The sequence below is a fragment of the Sphingomonas sp. C3-2 genome, from assembly GCF_033025475.1.
In the GTDB taxonomy this organism is placed as follows: Bacteria; Pseudomonadota; Alphaproteobacteria; order Sphingomonadales; family Sphingomonadaceae; genus Sphingobium_A.
On record NZ_CP130322.1, the window covers coordinates 65,068 to 87,253 of the forward strand.

Here is a 22,186-nt window from a genome sequence, read left to right on the forward strand (position 1 = left end):
GTCCCGTCCCCGAATGCATTCCGTCACGCGGCCCGGTTGCGTGGCGCGTCGGCATATGCGCACTTCACGACATTCAAGGGTGTTGAGCCTGAATATGGATTGATGTAACAAATTTAGGCTGCAGTCCAAAATTGGAGCGGCGCCAGAGTTCCAACGACACGAAGCCCGAAAAATATCGGGGGCGGGGGAGGTTAGAATGAATACACGACGTAACGGCGTATCCGGCAATCAGTTGCGCGCGCTTTTCGAAAGCGCTTCGCCACTTCTTATCGCAGTTTCCATGGTTGGCGGCCTCTCAATGGCCAGCCCCGCAATTGCCCAGGACGAGCAGGGCGCCACTTCGGCAACAAGCCTTGATGATATCATCGTGACGGCGCGCCGTAAGGAAGAATCGCTTCAGTCAGTTCCGATCGCAGTTCAGGCGTTCAGCGGTGATGTGCTGACCGAACGCAATATTCAGGACGCGACCGACCTTCAGAAGATGGTTCCCGCGCTGACTACCTATCAGCAGGCGCGCGACGAAGTGACGCTGTCGATCCGCGGCCTTTCCAGCTCGGGCGCATCCGCTCAGGGCCAAAATCCGCGCGTCACCGCCTATTTCGCGCAGGTTCCGCTGCAGACCGGTGATAACGGCCCCGGCCGTTTCTTCGATCTTCAGAACGTTCAGGTCCTTAAAGGGCCTCAGGGCACGCTCTTCGGTCGTAACTCAACCGGCGGCGCGGTGCTCTACGAACCGACGCGCCCACGCCATGAGCTCGGCGGCTATGTCAATCTGCAGCTCGGCCGCTTCAACGATCGCCAGATCGAAGGCGCGCTGAACCTGCCCGCCACCGACACGCTCGCATTCCGCTTCGCTGCCAAGCGCGCCAAGCGCGATGGCTTCACGACGAACATCGTGACCGGTGAGGAACTGGATGATCGCGACTACTTCGCAGGTCGCGCATCGATGCTGTTCACGCCGACGGACAGCTTCGAAAACTTCCTGATGTTCGATTACATGCGCTCGGACACCAATGGTTCGTCGCAGCAGATTGCCGGGCTTGATCCGAACAAGATGTTCGCCCCCAGCGTTGCCGGGATCCCCGTTCCACTCTATCTGGGTGGGAACGGTCCGTCGCCCGCTGGATTGGCAACCGATTTTCTAGGCACCCGGGCTGCAGCTCTCGCTGCCGGGCGCTTCTCGTTTGCGCCCGATCCAATCCTGCAAAATCAGGTGGCTACCCAGAACAGGCTTGGGCCGCGCATCGCGCAGTCTAGTGTAGACGGTGTTTCGCTCACCCGCAGCTGGGGCATCACCAATGTGACGAGCTACACGCTGTCGGATAATCTGACGATCAAGAACATCTTCGGTTATCGTCGCCTGAAACAACTCAGCCGCTACGACCTTGATGGTACGGTGCTGCCGCTGCTCGACCAGATTACGCCGGATGGTGACTGGTCGGTCAACCTGCGCCAGATCAGCGAAGAACTCCAGCTTCAGGGCAGCGCGCTTGACGGTAAGCTCGATTTCACCGTCGGCGGTTTTCTGCTCTGGCAGAACACGCCGTCGCCCCAGCGCTTGGTCCAGACGTCTCTGGGTACTCCTGCGCTCACGATTTCCGAGCCAACAGAACGTAGTCAGGCCGTGTTCGGGCAGTTCACCTATGATCTGTCGGATCTGCTCACGCAGGGGCTGAGCTTCACCGGTGGATATCGCTACACACACGATTACCGTTCGATCACGGCATCCAATTTCCGCGATCCTGCTGGTCGTTTTCCTGACTCGAGTTGTAGCTATGTTCGCGGATGCCCCACTTTTGTGAAGGAAAGCTTCAACGCTTCTTCATATAATCTGGGTCTCGATTATCAGGTCAATCAGGACACTTTGGTCTATTTCACCCATCGTCGTGGCTACCGTGCTGGCGGTCTGAACCCGCAGGCGGGTGATTTCGGGTTTGCTTACGAACCTGAAACGGTCATCGATTTCGAGGTTGGCCTCAAAACCGATTACAATATCGGCGGCATGGAAGGGCGTACCAATATCGCGGCCTTCCATTCGAAGATGAAGGACGCGCAGGTCAGCCAATCCTTCTCGACGCTCAATCCGGTCAATAATCAGATTGCTCTCATCAACCTGATCGTCAACGCGGCTACCGCGAAGATCAAGGGCATCGAAATCGACCAGACCCTTGTCCCCTTCGAGAATTTCAACCTTACGGCGTCCTATTCGTACACCGATGGCAAATACAGTTCGTTCACCGATGTGGCTACCGGCGATGAAATCACCAACCGCCCGTTCCCGTTCCTGGCAAAGCATCGCTTGAACCTCGGTGCGAGCTACAAGGTGCCGCTGTCGCAGGATTGGGGTGATCTCACCTTCGGCGCAAACTGGGCGTATTCGAGCAAGTACGACCTGTCGGTCTTCCCGGATCCGCTTGGCGTCGAAAATGGCTATAACCAGCTCGATCTGCGTCTTCAGTGGGCCAATTTCGGCGATCGCGACGTCTCGATCAGCCTGTTCGCCAACAACGTGACGAAGGAACTGTACAAGATCGGTGGTGTGCCGATCTACTCGGTCCTCGGCTCGACCTCGGTCATCTACAACGAACCGCGTACCTGGGGCCTTCAGCTCCGCTACGGCTTCGGCAGCAAGTAACTACCTCCCGAAGAAAACTGGAGAGGGGCCATCGCAAGATGGCCCTTTTTTTGTTCAGATTGGAACGTTGTTCAATCCGAGTGACTGCGAATATAGGCGATCAGATCTGCGCGATCGAGGGGATCCGGGACGCCCGCAAATATCATCTTGGTCGCTGGAACCACTTTTTGAGGGTCTTCCATCCACGCATCCAATGTAGAGGCGTCCCACCGTCCGTTCGCATTCTGTAAAGCAGCGGTATAGCTGTAACGTGCGCTGTGCTGGCCCAAACGCTGGCCGAAAATGCCATACAGATTTGGTCCGCCGAAGTCTGGAGCGCCCTTGCCGATCTTGTGGCATGCTGCACATTGCCGAAATTTACGCTCCCCTGAATCGACATCCGCCACTGCCAGCAGCGCTTCGAGCGTCGGGTTCGGCCCAGCAGCGTTGAGGCGCTCTTCGCGCCTGTCATCATTACAACTGGCAAGAGCGAAGAGCAGCAGGATGGAAACAATAGTTCGATTGATGTGCAAGGGAGCCTCCTGGGGCTGCCCCTACACATAAGGCCCTATGCGCAATAGTGGACCAAGTGTCTCATATTCGCTGCGGGCGCATAGTTACTTGAATGTCCGTTAAGCGCCTTGCCAGACAGGCTCCCGCTTCTCTGAAAATGCCCGCGGACCTTCTTGGGCATCGGCGCTGCAATAGGCGCGTTCCCAGGCCAGGCGAGCGGCATCAAGCGCCGCGCTACGCCCCATCTCGGTTGCCAGCATGACCGTTTGCCGTGCAGCTGCAATCGATAGCGGTGCGCCTTTCAGGATATCGTGTGCAAGCCCAATCGCTTCGGCCATCAGTCGCTCCGGCGACGTCAGACGATTGACCAGACCGATTTCATAGGCGCGCTCGGCCGAGATCGGCGCCCCGGTCAGCAGGATTTCCATCATGATGCGCTGCGGGATCATGTGGATCAGGGGAGCGGCCCAGGGGCATCCGCGACCAACGCGCACTTCGGTTACCGCAAAACGCGCTGCCGTGCTGGCGACGCAGAGGTCGCATGCCTGCGCGAGCAACCAGCCGCCTGCAAAGGCCACGCCGTTTACCGCCGCAATGGTCGGTTTGCTCAGCGTAACATTGTCCCCGGGCACCGGAAACATGGAGCGTGGCGGGATCGTCAACTGGCTATCGGTCATTTCCTTCAGATTGCCGCCCGCGCAAAAGGCCTTGTCCCCGGCCGCCGTCAGGATCGCGATCCGCATCTGCGCGTCATTCTCGAAACGATCCCAGGCGTCGAAAAGGCCTGCGCGTACATCCCGACCAAGGCTGTTGCGTTCTTCCGGCCGGTTGATCGTGATGATGGCGATCCCGTCTTCCCGGGCCTCGAACAGGACGGCGTCGTTCATCAATATCCCCTTTTTTGAAAGGCGTGCGCTTCGCGGCTCAGATCTTCGCGAAAATCCGGATGCGCGATGGCGATCATGCGTCGCATTCGTTCATCAAGCGGCTGCCCTTTAAGCTCGGCCGCGCCATATTCTGTCACGATGATGTCGACTTCACTGCGTGCCGTAGTGACGGGGCCGCCAAGCTGGTCGACAATGCGGCTAGAGGCGCCTCTACGGCCCGTCGCGGGCAGGGCGATAATCGAGCAGCCCCCTGCAGATCGGCTTGCGGCGCGAACATAATCGACCTGTCCCCCGGTGCCACCGATATAGGCATTGCCGATCGCCTCGGCATTGACCTGCCCGGTCAGGTCCACCTCGACCGCCGAATTGATGCTAACAAGGCGCGGAAGGGCGGCAAGGGCGGCATCGCCATGCGTGTGCCGGGAAGCTTTCAGAAGCAGCGCCGGATTGCGATGCGCGAAATCATAGAGGCGCCGTGTACCGATCAGCGCGCCGCTCACCGAAACACCGCGATCGATGGGCTTGGTCGCATTGGTGACGGCGCCGGCATGCACCAGATCGACCAGCCCGTCGCCGATCATCCCCGAATGGATCCCCAGATCCCTGCGATCGCCGAGCAATTGGAAAAGCGCATCGGGCACCGCACCGATGCCAAGCTGTAGTATCGCGCCGTCACCGATATATCGTGCCGCATGTGCGGCAATGGCGCGGTCAGTCTCTCCGATCTCGACCGGAGCCACTTCGGTCGGCGGGCGGGAGGTTTCGATCCGATAGTCGATGGCGCTCGCATCGAGCCATGCGTCGCAGGTGCTGTGCGGAATCTGGTCGTTGACCTCGGCAATGACGATGCGTGCCTTGGCGAGCGCCGACTGGATATAGTCATTGATAAGCCCGAAGCTGTGGCGCCCCTGATCATCGGCCGGGCTGATCTGAACCATCGCGATGTCGCAGCCGATATGGCCCGTCTCGATCAGCCGACCGATCTGCCCGACATGACAGGGGATGATGCCAAGGCGCCCGGTTGCGGCCAGCGCGCGCATCGTCCCGATCGCGCCCATGCTCGTCAGTCGGATGCCATCGGTCATCTCGGGCGTGAGAATCTTAGAAAAGCTCGAGGCTGCAAAGGCGTTGACTGGGCCGATGCTATGGCGTTGTGCAATCAATGCCTCAATCAGTGTCGCGGGTTCGCCGCAACCATGGCCCCAGACGATGTGATCGCCGGGCGTAATGATTGACGACAGATCGAGATCGGCATCGAGGCGGGTGCTCACGCCGCCGCCCCCAGCGTCAGCACCGCCTGCGCGCGCAACAAATGGGGGCGGTCGAGCATCTGGCCTTTGAACCCCAATGTCCCGGCCTGCGGATTGGCTGCGAAAAGAGCCACGATTTCCTGGGCCTCGGCGAGTTCGGCGGCGGTGGGCGTGAAGGCGTGGTTGATCACCGATACCTGATCGGGATGGATGGCAATCATGCCCTGGAAGCCCGCTTTTCGCGCCTCGACGGCGGTGCATGCAAGCCCGTCCATATCCCTGAAGTCGCCGTGCATGGTCTCGATCGCCGCCACGCCTGCAACTGCCGATCCGGTCACGCAAAGTGAGCGCGCCATTTGATAGGGGAAGCTGTAAGTCCCGTCTTCAGCCCGGTTGGATATCGCGCCGATCGCAGTGGCGAGATCCTCCGCCCCCCAGGTCAGTGCGGTCAGTCGTGCGATGCCCGCATAGCTGTGCGTCTGATACAGGGCTTCGGCCGTTTCGGTTGCAACGATGATGATGCGCGTTACGCCCTCCTCGCGCCCTGAAGCGGCTTCGAATGCGGACAAGAAATGGGAAAGCTTTTCCACATCAGAGCGTGATCGCACCTTTGGAAGCATGATGCCCGCAGGAGCGGCAGGCATGATCGTGGCAAGATCAAGCAAAGCGTGCATAGTGTGCAGCGGATTGATGCGGACCCAGACGCGGCGTGTCTGATCCGGCTGCCCCTGAAGCATGTCACGCGCCATCCGTCGGGCGGTGGGCTTTTCGGATTCTGCAATCGCGTCTTCTAGATCCAGCAGGATCACATCGGCTTCGCTCGCCAGCGCGCGGGCGAATTTGCGTTCGCTGTCGGCCGGAACGAAAAGCCAGGACCGGCGGCGCACGGGATCAGAAACCGACATGGTCAGCACCCTTGAGCGCAAGCATGTGCCGGGCATCATCGGGCGTCGCAACCTCGAGCCCAAGATTTTCGATAATCGCACGGGCCTGGCGAACCTGCTCGGCATTACTGCGCGCCAGTCGCCCGCGTCTCAACCACAGGCTATCCTCCAACCCTACGCGGACATGCCCACCCATCGAGGCAGCATGGGCCGCCACGCGCATCTGGTCTCGGCCGGCGGCGAGCACCGACCAGCTGTAATTGTCCCCGAAAAGCCGGTCTGCGGTCCGTTTCATATGCGCGACATCGTCGGGATGGGCGCCGATGCCGCCGAGCAGCCCAAAGCATGTCTGAATGAAGAGCGGCGCCTGTATAAGGCCTTCGGTCCAGAAGTAATGGAGATTATAGAGGTGGCTTGTATCGTAGCACTCGAACTCGTAGCGCGCGCCAGTCGCGTTCAAGTTTTCCAGTGCGAAGCGAATATCCTTGAAGCTGTTCCGGAAAACCAGATCATCGCTGTTGCGCAGCATTTCCGGTTCCCACTCATGGTCAAACCGGGTGAAGCGTTTCAGCATGGGAAAGAGACCGAAATTCATCGATCCCATGTTGAGGCTGGCAATTTCCGGGCGCCAGCGCAGTGCGGGCTGGATGCGCTCATCCACCTTCATATAGGGGGAGCCGCCGGTCGTGAGGTTCACCACCACATCGGACGCCTGCCGGATTGTGCGCAGGAAGGGCTCGAAAGCCTCCGGGCTCTGATCGGGGCGTCCGTCAACGGGGTTGCGCGCGTGCAGATGGACTATAGCGGCACCAGCTTCAGCCGCGTCGATCGCCGACCGCGCAATTTCCTCGGGCGTAACGGGCAGATAGGGGGACATCGAGGGTGTGTGGATCGACCCCGTGATGGCGCAACTGATGATGATCTTGCTCATATTCCCCTCGCAACTCTTCAGTTTTCATGCCGGTCGGCTTACAGCCGCAGCACCCCCTGCCGTGGTTCTTCAATCGGTGCGTTGAGTGCGGCGTGGAGGCAGATTGCCAGTGCCTGGCGTGTGTCGACGGGGTCGAGGATACCGTCATCCCACAGTTCGGATGTGGCATAATAGGCGCTCTGCTCGCGATTATAGCGCTCGAGAAGCGGGGCGCGGATCGCCTCGATCTCCTCTTCGGTGAACGCTGTTCCGGTTTTCGCGAGTTGGCGGACCTTTAGCTGGGTGAGGACGCTGACGGCTTGTTCGGCACCCATGACTGAAGTCTGCGCCTGCGGCCAGGAAAAGAGGAAGCGAGAGTCAAAGGCCCGCCCGGACATGCCATATACCCCTGCGCCAAATGCGCCGTTGCAATTCACCGTGAATTTGGGGACCGAGCAGTTGGAGACGGCCATGATCAGTTTGGCGCCGTCCTTCGAGATGCCGCGCCTTTCATAGTCGCGCCCCACCATGAATCCGGTGATGTTCTGGAGAAAGATGAGCGGCGTCCGGTTCTTTTCGCACAACTGGATGAAGTGCGCGCCTTTGAGCGAGCTTTCGTTGAACAGGACGCCGTTATTGCCGAGAATGCCCACCTGATAGCCAAAGATATTGGCAAAGCCGCAAACGAGCGTCGTGCCATAGGCGGGCTGATATTCATGGAACCTACTGCCGTCGACGATGCGCGCCACAATCTCGCGAATGTCGAACATGGTGCGGCTGTCGGCGGGAATGATCCCGTAAAGCTCGTCGGCCGGGTAAAGCGGGGGTTCGACTTCGGCGACCGGTGCAAGCACCTTTGCCGGGCGGCGGATATTGGCGACGACCTCGCGCGCGATGGCGAGCGCATGATGCTCGGAATCCGCGGGATAATCGGCGGTGCCCGAAATGCTCGTGTGCATGTCGCAGCCGCCGAGTTCGTCGACCGAGACATCCTCTCCGGTCGCGGCCTTGACCAGCGGGGGACCCGCCAGGAAGATCGCCCCGGTCCCGCGCACGATGATGTTATAGTCGCTGAGCGCCGGGATATAGGCGCCGCCAGCGGTGCATTGGCCGAGCACAACGGCGATCTGGGGAACGCCCATCCGGGATAGCTGGGACTGGTTTCGAAAGATCCGGCCCGCATGATAGCGGTCCGCGAAGAAATCGGCCTGCAGCGGCAGAAACCCGCCGGCGGAATCGCACAGATGGATCACCGGCAGGCGGTTCTCGATCGCGATGTCGAGCGTGCGGACGATCTTCTTCACCGAGTGCGGGTACCAGGCGCCGCCCTTTACCGAGCCGTCGTCGCCATGAATGATGACTTCGCGGCCCGACACGATGCCAATGCCCGAAAGCTGCCCGGCGCTCGGAACCTCACCGTCATAATGCATGTTCCCGGCCAGCGTCGACAATTCGAGAAACGGCGTGCCCGGATCGAGCAGTGCGTCGAGCCTTTCGCGAATGAACAGCTTTCCCTGCGCCCGTATGCGTTCCATGTCGCGCGGTGCGCGGACACTGCGCGCATGTTCCTGGCGCGCCTTCAACTCGGCCGATAGCTGCCGGTTGCGTTCCAAATTGGCGCGGAACTGCGCATTGCGCGGATCGATCCGCGTCTCGATGCTCCGCATCATGGCTGTTCGCTTTCCAGGGATATGAGGCGCGCGTCCTTGTTGAAGGTCTGGCCGATGCCGACATGGACTTCGGCCACGATCCCGCTGCGCGGCGCCTTGATGGCGGTTTCCAGCTTCATGCTCTCGATGACCATCAAGGTTTCGCCCTGCGCGACGGTCGCACCCGATGCCGTCGAAACACTCAGCACTGCACCCGGCATGGGGGCGGCGAGCACATCCCCGGCGTCATGCACAACGCCCTTGGCAAGGAAGGTGACGGCAGGGTGCCATTCCAGAACATGGTTTTGCCCGTCGACATGGATCCAGACATGGCGTCCGTCAAAGATGGCCGGAACGCCGGGATGACGGGGCATGTCCGGGGTCAGGGCCGCGGGCAGGGCGTGCGCCCCGATGGTGAAGAAGCCGGGCATCAGTTACGCCACCCGCCAAGGGCGGCATGCAGCGCGGGAATCTGAGCGACCTCCCGGCGAAGTTCCGGGACAAGCGGCGCGGCCAATGCCGAAAGCCGGCCGAGCAATTCGGCATCGAGCTCCGGCTCGTGCGCAAGATCCGGCTTTTCGCGGATCAGGCCTGTATGAACCTCGCCCGCGATCATGTCGGGATCGGACAGCAGGCGCTGGAGATAGGGCATATTGGTCTGCACGCCAAAGAGCACCACCTGCCTGAGTGCCAGGCGCGCCTGTTCGATCGCATGCGCGCGGTTGCGGCCATGGACGATCAGCTTGCCGATCATCGGATCGAAGGCGGTGGTGACCTGGCTCCCTTCGGTGACACCCGCGTCGAACCGGACATGGGGCGGCATTTGCAGCTTCAGGATCGTGCCGATGCTCGGCGCAAAATCATTGGCGGGTTCCTCGGCGCAGATGCGCAGCTCGATGGCGTGCCCGCTGCAGGTGGCCTCCTCCTGCACCAGCGGAAGCGGCACGCCCGCCGCGATCCGGATTTGCAGCTCGACCAGATCGAGACCGGTTATGGCCTCGGTCACCGGATGCTCGACTTGCAGCCGCGTATTCATCTCGAGGAAGTAGAAGGCACCGTCTTCAAAGATGAATTCGACGGTGCCGGCATTGGCATAGCCGACAGCCCGGGCGATGCCCGCTGCAGCTTCGCATATGGCGCTGCGAAGCGCATCCGAGAGCGCGGGGGCGGGGGCCTCTTCAATGATCTTCTGAAAGCGGCGCTGGATCGAGCATTCGCGCTCGTGGAGATGGACGATATTGCCGTGATGGTCGCCGAATATCTGGACTTCGATATGGCGGGGGCGCTCGAAATAGCGCTCAGCATATAGGCGGCCATCGCCGAAATAGCGTCGTGCCTCGCTGCGCCCGCGCTCGACCTCTTCGGCGAGCATCGCGGGGTCGCGCACGATCCGCATGCCCTTGCCGCCGCCGCCCGCGCTGGGCTTGATGAGGAGGGGCATGCCCAGCGCCTCGGCGCGTGCGAGGAAGGTCGGCGGATCATGATCCTCGATGGCGGATGGTGCGACCGGAAAATTCCGGGACGCCACAAATTCGCGCGCGCGAACCTTGTCGCCCATCAGCTCGATCGCTTCGTGCCCCGGTCCAATAAAGACCATGCCCGCTTCGGCAACCGCCCGCGCAAAATCGGCGTTTTCGGAGAGGAACCCATATCCTGGATGGATGGCGTCGGCCCCCATCGCACGTCCGGCCTGAACGATGCTGGCGATGTCGAGAAAGGCCGAAACGGGGCTGGAGGCGGGATCGAACCAGTGAACCGCATCGGCCAGCGCCAGCGCGGGCGCGTGGGCATCGGCAGGGTGCGCGATCAGCAGCGCGCGCAGCCTCATGGCCTTGACCGTCCGCAGAATGCGCGCGGCGATCTCGCCGCGATTGGCGACGAGAACGGATGTAATCGGAATTGGCGCATCGCTCAGCCCGGGTGCTGTGCCTTGCGCAATATCCGCGCTTTCAATGCCTCTTTCCCGAAGGATGAGCCCGTGGTTCGACATGTTCCTCGCCCAACGTCATTGCGATGTTGACAGTATAGTGAATGCCATTCATTTTGGAGTCAAGGCAGCAAATGGGGATGAGGAGAGCGGGGTGATGGGAGTGGACGGAACAGGCGCATTCACGCTGACGCGCGAGCAGACGCAGATTTTGGACACGGTCGACGGTTTTGCGCGTGCGCATTTATGGCCGCTGCAGCAGAAAATGGACGATGAAGAGCATTGGCCCGACACCGTGATGCCCGCGCTCGGCGAAATGGGCCTGCTCGGCGTGACGGTGCCTGTCGAATATGGCGGCGCGGGCGGGGACCTGTTCACTGCGGCACTGATCACCCAAGGGCTGGCGCGCTGGAACCATGCCATCGCGCTCAGCTATGTCGCGCATGACAATCTGTGCCTCAACAATATCGCGCGCAACGCGTCCGAGGCGCTGAAGCAGCGCTATCTGCCGGGCTTGTGCAAGGGCGATGTCATCGGCGCGCTTGGGCTGACAGAGCCGGGCGCGGGATCCGATGCGCTCGGGGCGATGGCGACCACCGCCCGCTTCGAAAATGGGCGTTACCTGCTCAATGGCACCAAGTTGTTCATCACCAACGGCCCGGTTGCCGATGTGGTGCTGGTCTATGCCAAGACCGACAAGTCACTCGGTTCCAAGGGCATTTCGGCCTTTATCGTCGAAAAGGGGTTCAAGGGCTTCAAGGTGGCGCAGAAGCTCGACAAGATGGGCTTCCGGGGATCGACCACCGCCGAGTTGGTGTTCGAGGATTGCGAGGTACCCGCCGAAAACCTCGTAGGTGCCGAGAATCGGGGGGTCGGCATCGTGATGAGCGGGCTCGATCTTGAGCGCGCGATTGTGGCGATGATCAATGTCGGCATGGCCGAACGCGCGCTCGATCTTGCGATCGACTATGCGCGGACGCGGGTCCAGTTCAACAAGCCGATCGCCTCCTTCCAGATGGTACAGGCCAAGCTGGCGGAAATGTATGTCGGCGTGCAGACGATGCGCACCTTTTGCTACCAGGTCGTGGCCGAAGCGAGCGGGATGGACGAGGCGTCCGGCGGGCGCGGTGAAATCCACAAAAAGACGGCCGCCGCCATCCTCTATTCCGCCGAAACCTGCACGCGCGTTGTGAGCGATGCCGTCCAGATCTTCGGTGGGGCCGGCTATATGCGCGAAACCGAGATCAACCGGCTCTACCGGGCATCGAAGTTGCTCGAGATCGGTGCGGGGACGAGCGAAATCCGGAAAATGATCATCGCGGGCGAGCTTCTTAAATAAGCCTTGTGCGGAAGGAAGGACGGAGGGATCGACATGCCGGAATTTGGCCGCACCGATGCGGAACTGGCCAGCCTGCCGCTGGGGCTGGCGGCGGACAGTCTGGTAGGAAAGGTTGTTCTCATTTCCGGCGCCGGAAGCGGGATCGGGCGCGGCGTCGCGCATTGGTGTGCGCGTCTGGGGGCAAAGCTCATCCTGTGTGGTCGTCGCCTGGAAAAGATCGAGGTGACCGCGCAGGCGCTGACGGCTTATGGCACCGAGGTCATGGTCGAGGCGATGTCGATCCGTGATCCGGCAGCGGTCGCCGCGCTTTTCGATCGGGCATGGGCGCATTTCGGGGCGGTCGACATCGTGATCAACAACGCGGGCGGTCAGTTTCCGCAGGCCGCGATCGATATCTCGCCAAAGGGATGGGCGGCGGTGGTCGACACCAATCTGAACGGCAGCTGGTATATGATGCAGGCCGCCGCGCGCAAATGGCGCGATGCTGGCCTGCCCGGATCGATCGTGAACATCGTTGCCGTCATATGGCGCGGTATGCCCGGGGTTGCGCACACCTGCGCCGCACGGGCAGGGGTGATCTACGCCTCGAAAACGGCCGCGATCGAATGGGCACCGCACAATATTCGCGTGAACTGCGTCGCGCCAGGGATCATCTCGACCGAGGGCATGCGCGTCTATCCCGAGGAAGCCGTGACCGAGATGCCCAAGTCCAATCTCCAGCAACGCTTCGGGCGGATTGAGGATGTGGCCAATGCGGTGTGCTTTCTGGCGGCCGATACCGGGAGCTTCATCACCGGAGAGGTGCTGACGATCGATGGCGGCAACCAGCTTTGGGGAGATCAGTGGACGATTCCACGCCCGGATTATTTCAAGGTAGGGTAAAGGGCGTCCTTTGACAGAAGCAAGCGCGCTATATTCGATGATACGGGTTTCGATGCCAATGGATCCTCATGTGACCGCAGAAGAAGAATTTGATGTCGCTGTGCTCGACGAACCGGGAGCGCTCATCGCCGCCTGTCTCTATTGGCTCCAGGCGCAGAGCCGGCAGACCGCCCATCCGATCTACAAGCACCATGGCCTGTCACCCCAACAGGCATCCTTGTTGTGGCAACTAGCCCCCGGCGAGCTTCTCTCGATGGGCGATGTCGCCGATCGCATGGGGTGCGACATCGCCAATATCACCGGGATTGTCGACAGGCTTGAAAAGCGCGGATTGATCCAGCGCACCATCGGGCAGGATAGGCGGGTCAAGCTGTTGTCGTTCACGCCAGAAGGACTTGCGTTGCGGCGGGAGTTGGTCGGCGCGCTGCATATGCCGCCTGAGTGGCTGGACGGGTTTTCGAGCGAAGAGCAGGGGCAACTCGCGGGCTTGCTTTCGCGGGCAGTTCGTATCGCGGGTGTTGATCCCCGAAACAATCTGCCGCGCCATCCTTTGGGCAGGGCTGTCTCTGGAGAACGGTGAAAAAAGTGGCCATGCCCGGTGCTGCGGCGCCGTCCCGAACTTGCCGATAAGATAATAAGAGGAATATCCCGCTTGCCAGTACCCCCAAAACCACCGCTCTCTCGACGGGAACTGAACAAGTTGCGGATCCGCAACACCATTCTCAATGTCGCTGAAAAGAATTTCGCGCTTTATGGAATAGATGAGGCCTCATTGAATGAGATAGCGGATCTTTCCGAAATTTCTCGCTCAACGCTGTTCAAATATTTCAATGGCAAGGCGGAAATTTTTGAAGCGATCGTCGAACGGATGAATGACGTGTTCTTCATCCAGATCGCCAAAAAATGTGATGAAACTGACGATCCTGCCACCCGCATCCTCGCAATTTTCATCGAATTCGTCGAAGGGTTGGAGCGCTCATCGGCGCCGCCGCGAAAATTCATCGGCCTTTCCATTCGTGAATGGAATGACCCGCAACAATCGCGCCGAATGGAACGCTTTCGTCTCGAATTCTATAGAATCCTGAACAGCGGCAAGCTGCGTGGTGCCCCACAGATCGATTATCTGGTCGATATCGTCGTCAGCATTTTCATAGGCTTGCTCCATAATTGGCGCACATTCGACGATTACCCGCTGCGCCAGAGATTGGTGGAGGCAGCAGGCGAAATTGCGCACATGATCGATCGCCATGCCGTGAAAATTTGAGATCGCTACAATTCCCCCTTGAGTGGACTCAAGTCCGAATATAGACTTGAGTCCTAAAATAGCACGGGTGCATAGGCTGCCCCCGGCAGGAGAGGGCATCAAGCGATGGGTGAAGCCTATATTATCGATGCGGTGCGAACCCCGCGCGGGATCGGCAAACCGGGCAAGGGCGCACTTGCGGACATGCACCCGCAACATGTGGCTGCAACCGTTCTCAAGGCGCTTGCCGAACGCAACAATCTCGAGACCTGCGATGTCGATGATGTGATCTGGAGCGTCAGCACGCAGCGTGGAAAGCAAGGGGCTGATCTCGCCCGTATGGCCGCTCTTGATGCGGGGTTCGACGTCCGCGCAAGCGGCGTGACCATCGATCGCTTCTGTGGTGGCGGGATCACCAGCGTCAATCTGGCCGCGGCCCAGATCCGGTCGGGAATGGAGGATGTGATCATCGCGGGGGGCAGCGAGATGATGTCGCTTCTTGCGTCGATGATGGCAGAGGATATTGCAGCGGGTGTCATGCCCTTGGGCATGAACTCGGGCAATGATCGTTTGCAGGCCGCGCACCCGCAAGCACATCAAGGTGTTTGTGCTGATGCTGTTGCGGCAATGGAGGGTATCGGAAGGACTGATCTGGACGCCTGGGCCCTTGAAAGTCAGCATCGCGCCGCCCGCGCAATTGAAAATGGGTATTTCGACAAGGGCTTGGTTCCGGTTTACCGCGCGGATGGCAGTCTGGCGCTCGACCGGGAACAATATCCCCGTCCGGAAACCACAGCGCAGGATCTGGCCGCGCTAAAGCCCTCATTCGCGGCCATGGCGGACATGCCGCTAGACGCCAAGGCGACAACATTTCGCCAGATGATCAATGCGAAATATCCCGATCTTCAGATCGTGCCTGTCCACCATGCCGGCAATTCCAGCGGTGTGGTCGATGGCGCGGCAGGGCTTCTCCTCGCCTCTGCAGACTATGTAAAACGCAGTGGCCTCAAGCCGCGCGCAAAAGTGCTCGCAGCGGCCAATATCGGCGATTGTCCGACATTGATGCTGAACGCGCCCGTGCCCGCCGCCCGAAAAGTTCTGATCAAGGCGGGCCTTACGATCGCAGATATCGATCTGTGGGAGATCAACGAGGCCTTTGCGGTCGTGGTTGAGAAGTTCATCCTCGATCTTGGGCTGGACCGGGACAAGGTCAACGTGAATGGCGGAGCGATCGCGCTGGGCCATCCCATCGGGGCGACCGGCGCGATGCTTATCGGCACCATGCTGGACGAGCTTGAGCGACGCGACCTCAGGCGTGGCCTCGTCACCATGTGCGCAGCCGGCGGCATGGCGCCCGCAATCATCATCGAACGCATTTGACGGAGATGGGGGTAGATATGACACATACTGGCCCATTGGCTATGGGGGAACTCTTGGCCCATCACGCAGGGCAAGACCCTCGTCGCCCCATGCTGACCGTGGGTGCGGAAACCGTAACACGTGAAGGCTTGGAAGCACGCGCCAATCGGCGCGCCCGTCAGATCGCGGCCTTCGGTGTCGGTGCCGACGATCTGGTTACGGTCGCCATGCCAAATGGCGTCGAATTTTATGAGACGACTTTCGCGCTGTGGAAGCTCGGCGCAACCCCGAACATTGTATCCCCCAAATTGCCAGACGCTGAACTCGGGGCCATCGTCCAGCTCGTCAATCCCAAGGTCGTGATCGGGCCGGATGCGTCGCGTCTGCCCGGACGAAACACCTTGCCCGCAGGGACAATCTTGGACGCTGGCCTGTCCGCAGAACCCTTGCCGCGCGCGGTACCGACTTATTGGAAAGCGATGACCAGCGGTGGATCGACCGGCCGCCCGAAGGTGATTGTCGATCATATGCCGGGATTGTGGGATCCGGCCATGGCCAGCCTCGGGCAAATCCCCGGCGACAATATTTTGAACCCCGGTCCGCTATACCATAATGCCCCGTTTATCGGGACGCATTTCGGCCTTTTTACCGGCTCTCATATCGTCGACATGGTGAAATTCGATGCGGAAATGACGCTGGCGCTTATCGAACGTCATCACATTGGCTGGGTGAATTTCGTGCCGACCATGATGAGCCGCATCTCGCGGCTGCCACCCGAAGTGCGCGACAGTTTCGATCTGACGTCGCTTCGGGCGGTCTTCCACATGGGATCGGCCTGCCCGATCTGGTTGAAGCAGGCATGGATCGACTGGCTTGGCGCTGATCGCATTTTCGAACTTTACTCGGGAACCGAGCGTCAGGGCGCAACGATCATAACGGGTAGGGAATGGCTTGAGCGCAAGGGCTCGGTCGGTCAGCTGCAGCCCGGCGCGCGCATGAAGATCCTGAACGAAGCCGGTCACCCCTGCGCGCCTCGCGAGATTGGCGAGATATATCTACTGCCCGAAACTGGGCGAAATGCGACATATCACTATATCGGGGCGGACGCGAAGGCTGACGGCGAATGGGAATCGCTGGGTGATATGGGGTATGTTGACGAGGACGGGTATCTCTATCTCGTTGACCGTCGCACAGACCTCATCGTGTCGGGGGGCGCCAATATCTACCCGGCCGAAGTCGAAGCCGCGCTTGAAGTGCATCCTCAGATCGTGTCGGCCGTCGTGATCGGTTTGCCCGACGACGATCTTGGCCAGCGCGTTCATGCAATCGTCCAGCCCGTCGCAAACGCAAGCGTCACCGCTGAAGAATTGCTGACGACCGTCAGCGAGCAATTGGCGCGCTACAAGGTCCCCAGAACGCTTGAATTCACCGCTCAGCCGCTTCGGGATGAGGCGGGCAAGATCAGGCGCTTCGCCCTGCGCGAGGAAAGGCTCGGCGCAGTCAACACAGATAAGGGAAGTCAAAGTGAACAAGCTTGAAGGCAAGGTCGCCATCGTTACCGGATCGGGCCGTGGCATCGGCCGCGCGGTCGCACTGAAACTCGCATCTGAAGGCGCCTGCGTGGTCGTGAACGACCTTGACGATGACATTGCGGCCTCCGTCGTGCGAGAAATTGGTGCCAATGCCGTCGCTTGCGCCGGTGATGTGACAGCCCCTGATTTTGGCGAACGGATTGTGCAGACGGCCTTGGAGAATTTCGGCGGTCTGGACATCATCGTCAATAATGCCGGCTATACGTGGGACAACGTCATTCAGAAGACGACCGATGAGCAATTTGATGCGATGGTTGACGTGCATCTCAAGGCTCCGTTCCGGATCCTGCGTGCGGCGGCAGATCCCATTCGCGCGATGGTCAAGCAAGAGGCTGCGAACGGGAAGGTGTCGGCGCGCAAGGTCGTGAACATCTCGTCCATTGCTGGTCTGTTCGGCAATCCGGGGCAGGCCGGATACGCGTCTGCCAAGGCTGCGGTTGCCGGTTTGACCCGCACGCTGGCCAAGGAATGGGGGCGCTACAATGTCACCATCAATTGCGTCGCGTTCGGATTGATCGAAACGCGGTTGATGCAACCGCTGACGGACACCGAGAATGTCGATGCGGAAGGGCGCGCCATTCAGATCGGCGTTCGACCGGAAGCGCTTGAGATCACCAAGGCACTCACGCCGCTTGGGCGTTTTGGGACGCCTGAGGAAGCGGCCGGTGCGGTCTATCTCTTTTGCATACCGGAATCCGATTATATCAGCGGGCAGGTCGTAATCGCGGGCGGCGGGTTGCAGCTCTAAACCGTTATCGTGAGAATGGGTGTCATGCGGCCTTGGCCGCTCCCGCAGGCGCGGCGATCATTCTTTGATTGCCGTGCCTGTTTTATTTGGTGCCTGTCAGATCCTTTGCGAGCCATTCGCTCATCGTCAAAACCACCTCTTCTTCCGTAAGTTAGCATGTCCGCATTAAAAATGAATTAGATTCATTGTCTGTTGAATTACCCCTTCCTGCAGATATAATGAATCAAATTCATAATTCCGGGGAGGGGCTGAGGATGAGGTTGCCAAGGCATATTTGTGCGTCGGCTATAGCGCTTATGGCCATGCCAATGCCCGTTTTTGCGCAAGGCGATGGCGCGGACGGAGCAGATGCGACGCATGTCAGCGATATCGTGGTCACCGCCCGCCGCAAGGAAGAGGTGCTCCAGGATGTGCCGCTTTCGATAAGCGCCTTTAGCGGAGAGCAACTCTCGCAACGCGGGATCCGCACGGTGGAGGAGTTGCGGCAGATATCTGCCGGCGTGAACATCAGCGGGCAGAAGCGCGACGAGGCCAATTTCTATATTCGCGGGCAGGGGCCGGGGGTCGTTCAGGCCGGGCAGCGCAACTTCACCAGCGTCGCCACCTATTTTGCCGAAGTGCCTGCGCTGATTTCGGGGCCCGGCAGTCTTTTCGATCTCCAATCCGTCCAGGTTCTCAAAGGCCCCCAAGGGACGCTTTTCGGCCGCAATACGACAGGCGGCGCCGTGCTCTTCGAACCTGCGGGCCCCACCGACCGGTTCGAGGGCGAAGCGGCGCTGACCTATGGCAATCTCGATCTCATGCAATTTACGGGCATGATCAACCTGCCCTTGGGGGAAAGCGTGGCCTTGCGGGTTGCGGCCGATGTGGCACAGCGCGATGGATATACCCGCAACGTCCTAACGGGGCAAAAACTCGACGGGCGTGAATATCAGGCGGTGCGCGCGACCTTGCTGGTCCGACCATCGTCAAGGTTCGAAAATCGGACGATCTTTGACGGTCGCTTGCAGGACAATAGCGGCAGTTCGGCCATGCTCCGCCAGATCGAGCCGGGGGCAATGCTCGGAGCGATACCGACCCCGGCGGCATTGGCGCCGCTGCTGGGCCTGCCCGCCGGTTCATCGGTCACCATCCCGCTGCGCGCGGGCGGCACAGTTCCGGTCGGCTGTTTGCAGGCGAACCTTGCCGGCTGTCCCACCGGGCAATTCGGCAGCGCGGTCGCCGCGTTCCAGACTGCTTATAATGGCGGTAATTTTGCTGATCCGGCGGCCGGCGGCTTCGCACTTCTCGCCACGACGGCGCAATTGCGCGATATGCTCGAGGATCAACGCGCATTGGGGTCGCGGGCGACGCAGATCCCGATGATGCTGCGCATGAAGCGCCAGTCCTGGGGCGTCACCAACAAGACGCTGTTCGAACTGAGCGATGCTATCACGCTCAAGAACATCATCGCCTTTCGCAGCGCGCGAAGTGCGGACGTTCAGGACTATGACGGTGCGCCGTTCCGCTCGATCGAGACCTATCCGGCGAATGAATGGAGCGCCGGGCAGAACCAGTTTACCGAAGAATTCCAGGTGCAAGGACGCATCGGTGATCGCCTCAACTATATTGTCGGCTATTATCACGAATTCTCAAAACCAGGGTTCACGCCCGTTCAGGGCAGCTATTCGCTTGGGTCGACCGCAACGCGCATCCTGATCAACCGGGACGTGAGCGATGCGCTTTTCGCGCATGCCGAACATGACTTCGCGGAAAAATGGCAGCTTAGCGGTGGCTTTCGTTATACTTGGGACAAGCGGCGCGCCGCGCTCAGCATCTATGATCAAGCGGGCAATTGCAGCCAGCGTGATCCCGCTAATCCGGGAACGACCGGGGCTCCGATTTTCACCTGCCCAATTACCTATGATGCGCGCTTTTCCGCGCCCACCTATGATGCGACCCTGCAATACCAACCGGTCGACGACGTCCTCATCTATGCCGCCTATCGGCATGGTTATAAAAGCGGCGGGTTCAACCTTCCATCACCGCTTCCCGAATATCAGAAATTCGACCAGGAAACGGTCGACGATTTCGAGATCGGGCTGAAGGCCGACTGGAATGTCGGATTTCCGGTGCGGACCAACATTGCACTGTTCCTTGATAAATATCGCGACATCCAGATCCAAACGCCGGTTGCGGTTTCTGGCGTGGGCATCACCTCGCTCGTGCGCAATGCCGGCAAGGCCACAAACAAGGGCGTGGAGCTTGAAGTGAGCGCGCGCCCGGCCGAAGGCCTGATGCTTTCGGGCTTCCTGTCCTATCTGGATTCACAGTGCGATGTGACGCTTGATCGCACCGCCTGCCGCGATGGCGTTCAGACCGCATTCCAGCCCAAATGGAAATATGGCCTGTCCGGGCGGTATGAAATGCCGATCGGGCCGGGGGCACAGGCGCTGGCCGTGTCCGCCGATTATAGCTGGCAGTCGAAGGCCAATACCAACGATCTTGATGCGCCGATCAGCACCTATCCGTCCTATGGGTTGCTGAACGGGCGCCTGGAATGGAACGGCATCGCAGATTCCAGTTTCGATCTCGCGTTGTTTATGACGAACATTACCAACCGACGCTACATCGCGGGTGGTTATCCCCTGACATCACAAATCGGTTTTGAATCCGTATTTTATGGAGAGCCACGTACTTATGGTGCGAGCCTGAAATTCCGCTGGGCAAAATAGTTGACAATATTGAATATCAATATAACCAAATAATTGCACTAGGCACCGGGAAGACTCGGGTCAGCTGCCGCAATGATGATGGAGAGGTGCTGGTGACCAACAGCAACATGGCGTTCCGTCCGGATCCGATCATGACGCTCGATGGGGCTTTTTTCTGGAAGGCTGCCGATGAGAAGCGTTTCGTCGCGCAAAAATGCGATGGCTGTCAGAAGCTGTGGCATCCGCCGCGCGCCATGTGTCCCGAATGCCATAGCCTTGAACGCGGCGAAACGCAGCTATCGGGGCGGGGCGAGGTCATCAGCTGGATCGTGCCGGTCCATCCGGCCGCCTTTGGTTTTGCGACGCCGCCGATCGTGGCGCTGGTGGAGGTTGAGGAAGGCCTTCGGTTCGTCACCAATGTCGAAGGCGTGGATCCGCAAGACATGGAGGTAGGGCTCAAGGTGGTTGTAGATTTTGCGCCCACCAGCGGCGGACATTTCGTGCCTGTCTTCCGCCCCGCAGAGGGAGCCCGCGCATGACGCAGGCGAACCAGACGGCAGCCATTGTCGGTATCGGCCAAACCGAATTTTCGCGCCAATCGGGGCGCTCCGAGCAGCAGCTCGCCGCCGAAGCCGTACTCGCGGCGCTGAACGATGCGGGGCTTTCCCCCGCCGATGTCGATGGGATGATGACCTTCAACCTCGACAATAGCGACGAGGTGGATCTGATGCGCAATCTGGGGGTACGCGAGATCCGCTATACGATGCGCACGCCACAAGGCGGCGCCTCTTCGGTCAGCACGCTCGTCCACGCCAAAAAGGCTGTTGAATCGGGCCTGTGCGATGTGATGGTGATCTGGCGGGCGATGAATGAGCGATCGCAATATCGCTTCGGGCAGCCGCATATGGCGATCACGCCGAACGGGCATAGCTCCACCTTCATCGAATGGTGCCTGCCTTATGGAGCGCAGACGCCGGCGTCCTGGGAGGCGTTGTCGGCGATGCCCTATCTCAATCGCTACGGCGTGACGTCGGAAGACCTTGGTCGAGTTTCTGTTCTGCTTCGAAAGCATGCCTCGACCAACCCGGCAGCGTGGTTTCACGGCAAGCCGATCACGCTTGAGGAACATCAGAACTCACGCTGGATCGTGGCGCCCTATCTCCATCTTCTCGATTGCTGCCAGGAATCGGATGGTGCGGTTGCAATCGTCATCACCCGGGGGGATCGGGCACGCGATCTGCGCCAGAAGCCGGCGCGGCTGCTGGGTGCCGAATATGCCTTTCTGTTCAATCACGAGATCATCTCCGACTTTTATCAGGGCGATCTGACCGAATTGCCGGTGGCACGCCGGGTAACCGAGCGCCTCACGCAATCAGCGGGGTTGGCACCCAGCGAAACCGATGTGGCGATGATCTATGACAACTTCACGCCGCAGGTGCTGCGCCAGCTCGAAGGATTTGGTTTCTGCGCCGCGGGCGAAGCCAAGGATTATGTACGGGATGGCCATCTTGAACTCACCGGACGAACCCCGCTCAGTCCCAATGGCGGCTTGATTGGCGAGGGCTATATTCACGGCATGAACAATATCACCGAGGCTGTCCGGCAACTGCGCGGAACGGCCGCCAATCAGGTGAAATCGGTTGAAACGGTTTTTTGCTGCTCCGGTGTTGCCGGCGCGATACTAGGGTAGAAGGTG

The 22,186-nt window shown here is 60.1% G+C and carries 19 protein-coding genes; 11 read left to right on the forward strand and 8 right to left on the reverse strand.

Features of this window, described 5'->3' with window-relative positions; translation table 11 throughout:
• The first annotated feature begins 196 nt into the window (after positions 1 to 196).
• A complete protein-coding gene (locus QYC26_RS00325; RefSeq protein WP_317513424.1) occupies positions 197 to 2,635 on the forward strand; it encodes a TonB-dependent receptor in 2,439 nt (812 codons plus the stop codon).
• A 71-nt stretch (positions 2,636 to 2,706) separates the two neighbouring features.
• On the opposite strand, the gene QYC26_RS00330 is transcribed toward QYC26_RS00325, so the two are convergent.
• The 8 genes from QYC26_RS00330 to QYC26_RS00365 form a co-directional block, all read right to left on the reverse strand.
• Positions 2,707 to 3,147, reverse strand: a complete 441-nt coding sequence (locus tag QYC26_RS00330; protein WP_317513425.1) for a cytochrome c family protein — start codon at positions 3,145 to 3,147, stop codon at positions 2,707 to 2,709.
• A 99-nt stretch (positions 3,148 to 3,246) separates the two neighbouring features.
• Entirely contained in the window at positions 3,247 to 4,014 is a 768-nt protein-coding gene (locus QYC26_RS00335; protein ID WP_317513426.1) for an enoyl-CoA hydratase/isomerase family protein, read from the reverse strand.
• Positions 4,014 to 5,285 (reverse strand): acetyl-CoA hydrolase/transferase family protein, encoded by a 1,272-nt coding sequence (locus QYC26_RS00340; RefSeq protein WP_317513427.1) that lies wholly within the window; start codon positions 5,283 to 5,285, stop codon positions 4,014 to 4,016. The genes QYC26_RS00335 and QYC26_RS00340 overlap by 1 nt, the downstream gene beginning before the upstream one ends.
• Entirely contained in the window at positions 5,282 to 6,169 is an 888-nt protein-coding gene (locus QYC26_RS00345; RefSeq protein ID WP_317513428.1) for a CoA ester lyase, read from the reverse strand. The genes QYC26_RS00340 and QYC26_RS00345 overlap by 4 nt, the downstream gene beginning before the upstream one ends.
• Positions 6,156 to 7,079 (reverse strand): 3-keto-5-aminohexanoate cleavage protein, encoded by a 924-nt coding sequence (locus tag QYC26_RS00350; RefSeq protein WP_317513429.1) that lies wholly within the window; start codon positions 7,077 to 7,079, stop codon positions 6,156 to 6,158. The genes QYC26_RS00345 and QYC26_RS00350 overlap by 14 nt, the downstream gene beginning before the upstream one ends.
• A gap of 38 nt (positions 7,080 to 7,117) precedes the next feature.
• Positions 7,118 to 8,725, reverse strand: coding sequence for a carboxyl transferase domain-containing protein (locus tag QYC26_RS00355; protein ID WP_317514962.1), 1,608 nt, complete (start codon positions 8,723 to 8,725; stop codon positions 7,118 to 7,120).
• Entirely contained in the window at positions 8,725 to 9,138 is a 414-nt protein-coding gene (locus QYC26_RS00360) for an acetyl-CoA carboxylase biotin carboxyl carrier protein subunit (protein WP_317513430.1), read from the reverse strand. The genes QYC26_RS00355 and QYC26_RS00360 overlap by 1 nt, the downstream gene beginning before the upstream one ends.
• Positions 9,138 to 10,697, reverse strand: coding sequence for an acetyl/propionyl/methylcrotonyl-CoA carboxylase subunit alpha (locus tag QYC26_RS00365; RefSeq protein WP_317513431.1), 1,560 nt, complete (start codon positions 10,695 to 10,697; stop codon positions 9,138 to 9,140). The genes QYC26_RS00360 and QYC26_RS00365 overlap by 1 nt, the downstream gene beginning before the upstream one ends.
• Positions 10,698 to 10,791: 94 nt before the next feature.
• On the opposite strand from QYC26_RS00365, the gene QYC26_RS00370 reads away from it, so the two are divergent.
• The 10 genes from QYC26_RS00370 to QYC26_RS00415 all read left to right on the forward strand — a co-directional run bounded on the left by QYC26_RS00370 (position 10,792) and on the right by QYC26_RS00415 (position 22,180).
• Positions 10,792 to 11,973, forward strand: a complete 1,182-nt coding sequence (locus QYC26_RS00370) for an acyl-CoA dehydrogenase family protein (protein WP_317514963.1) — start codon at positions 10,792 to 10,794, stop codon at positions 11,971 to 11,973.
• 33 nt (positions 11,974 to 12,006) lie between these two features.
• The gene (locus QYC26_RS00375) at positions 12,007 to 12,855 is read left to right on the forward strand and encodes an SDR family oxidoreductase (RefSeq protein ID WP_317513432.1); all 849 of its coding nucleotides are present in this window, start codon (positions 12,007 to 12,009) and stop codon (positions 12,853 to 12,855) included.
• Between the two features lie 70 nt (positions 12,856 to 12,925).
• Positions 12,926 to 13,435 carry a MarR family transcriptional regulator gene (locus QYC26_RS00380; RefSeq protein ID WP_317513433.1) on the forward strand — a complete coding sequence of 170 codons (510 nt, stop codon included), beginning with the start codon at positions 12,926 to 12,928 and terminating at the stop codon, positions 13,433 to 13,435.
• A gap of 72 nt (positions 13,436 to 13,507) precedes the next feature.
• Positions 13,508 to 14,119: a TetR/AcrR family transcriptional regulator gene (locus tag QYC26_RS00385; protein ID WP_317513434.1), complete on the forward strand. Its 612-nt coding sequence runs from the start codon at positions 13,508 to 13,510 to the stop codon at positions 14,117 to 14,119.
• Positions 14,120 to 14,224: 105 nt separating this feature from the next.
• On the forward strand, positions 14,225 to 15,478 hold the full coding sequence (locus QYC26_RS00390; RefSeq protein ID WP_317513435.1) for an acetyl-CoA C-acetyltransferase: 1,254 nt from the start codon (positions 14,225 to 14,227) through the stop codon (positions 15,476 to 15,478).
• 17 nt (positions 15,479 to 15,495) lie between these two features.
• On the forward strand, positions 15,496 to 16,995 hold the full coding sequence (locus QYC26_RS00395; protein WP_317513436.1) for an AMP-binding protein: 1,500 nt from the start codon (positions 15,496 to 15,498) through the stop codon (positions 16,993 to 16,995).
• Positions 16,982 to 17,797, forward strand: coding sequence for an SDR family NAD(P)-dependent oxidoreductase (locus QYC26_RS00400; protein ID WP_317513437.1), 816 nt, complete (start codon positions 16,982 to 16,984; stop codon positions 17,795 to 17,797). The genes QYC26_RS00395 and QYC26_RS00400 overlap by 14 nt, the downstream gene beginning before the upstream one ends.
• A 302-nt stretch (positions 17,798 to 18,099) precedes the next feature.
• On the forward strand, positions 18,100 to 20,511 hold the full coding sequence (locus QYC26_RS00405) for a TonB-dependent receptor (RefSeq protein WP_317513438.1): 2,412 nt from the start codon (positions 18,100 to 18,102) through the stop codon (positions 20,509 to 20,511).
• Between the two features lie 92 nt (positions 20,512 to 20,603).
• Positions 20,604 to 21,029, forward strand: a complete 426-nt coding sequence (locus QYC26_RS00410; protein WP_317513439.1) for a Zn-ribbon domain-containing OB-fold protein — start codon at positions 20,604 to 20,606, stop codon at positions 21,027 to 21,029.
• Entirely contained in the window at positions 21,026 to 22,180 is a 1,155-nt protein-coding gene (locus QYC26_RS00415) for a thiolase C-terminal domain-containing protein (RefSeq protein ID WP_317513440.1), read from the forward strand. Before QYC26_RS00410 ends, QYC26_RS00415 begins: the two co-directional genes overlap by 4 nt.
• Positions 22,181 to 22,186: the final 6 nt, after the last annotated feature.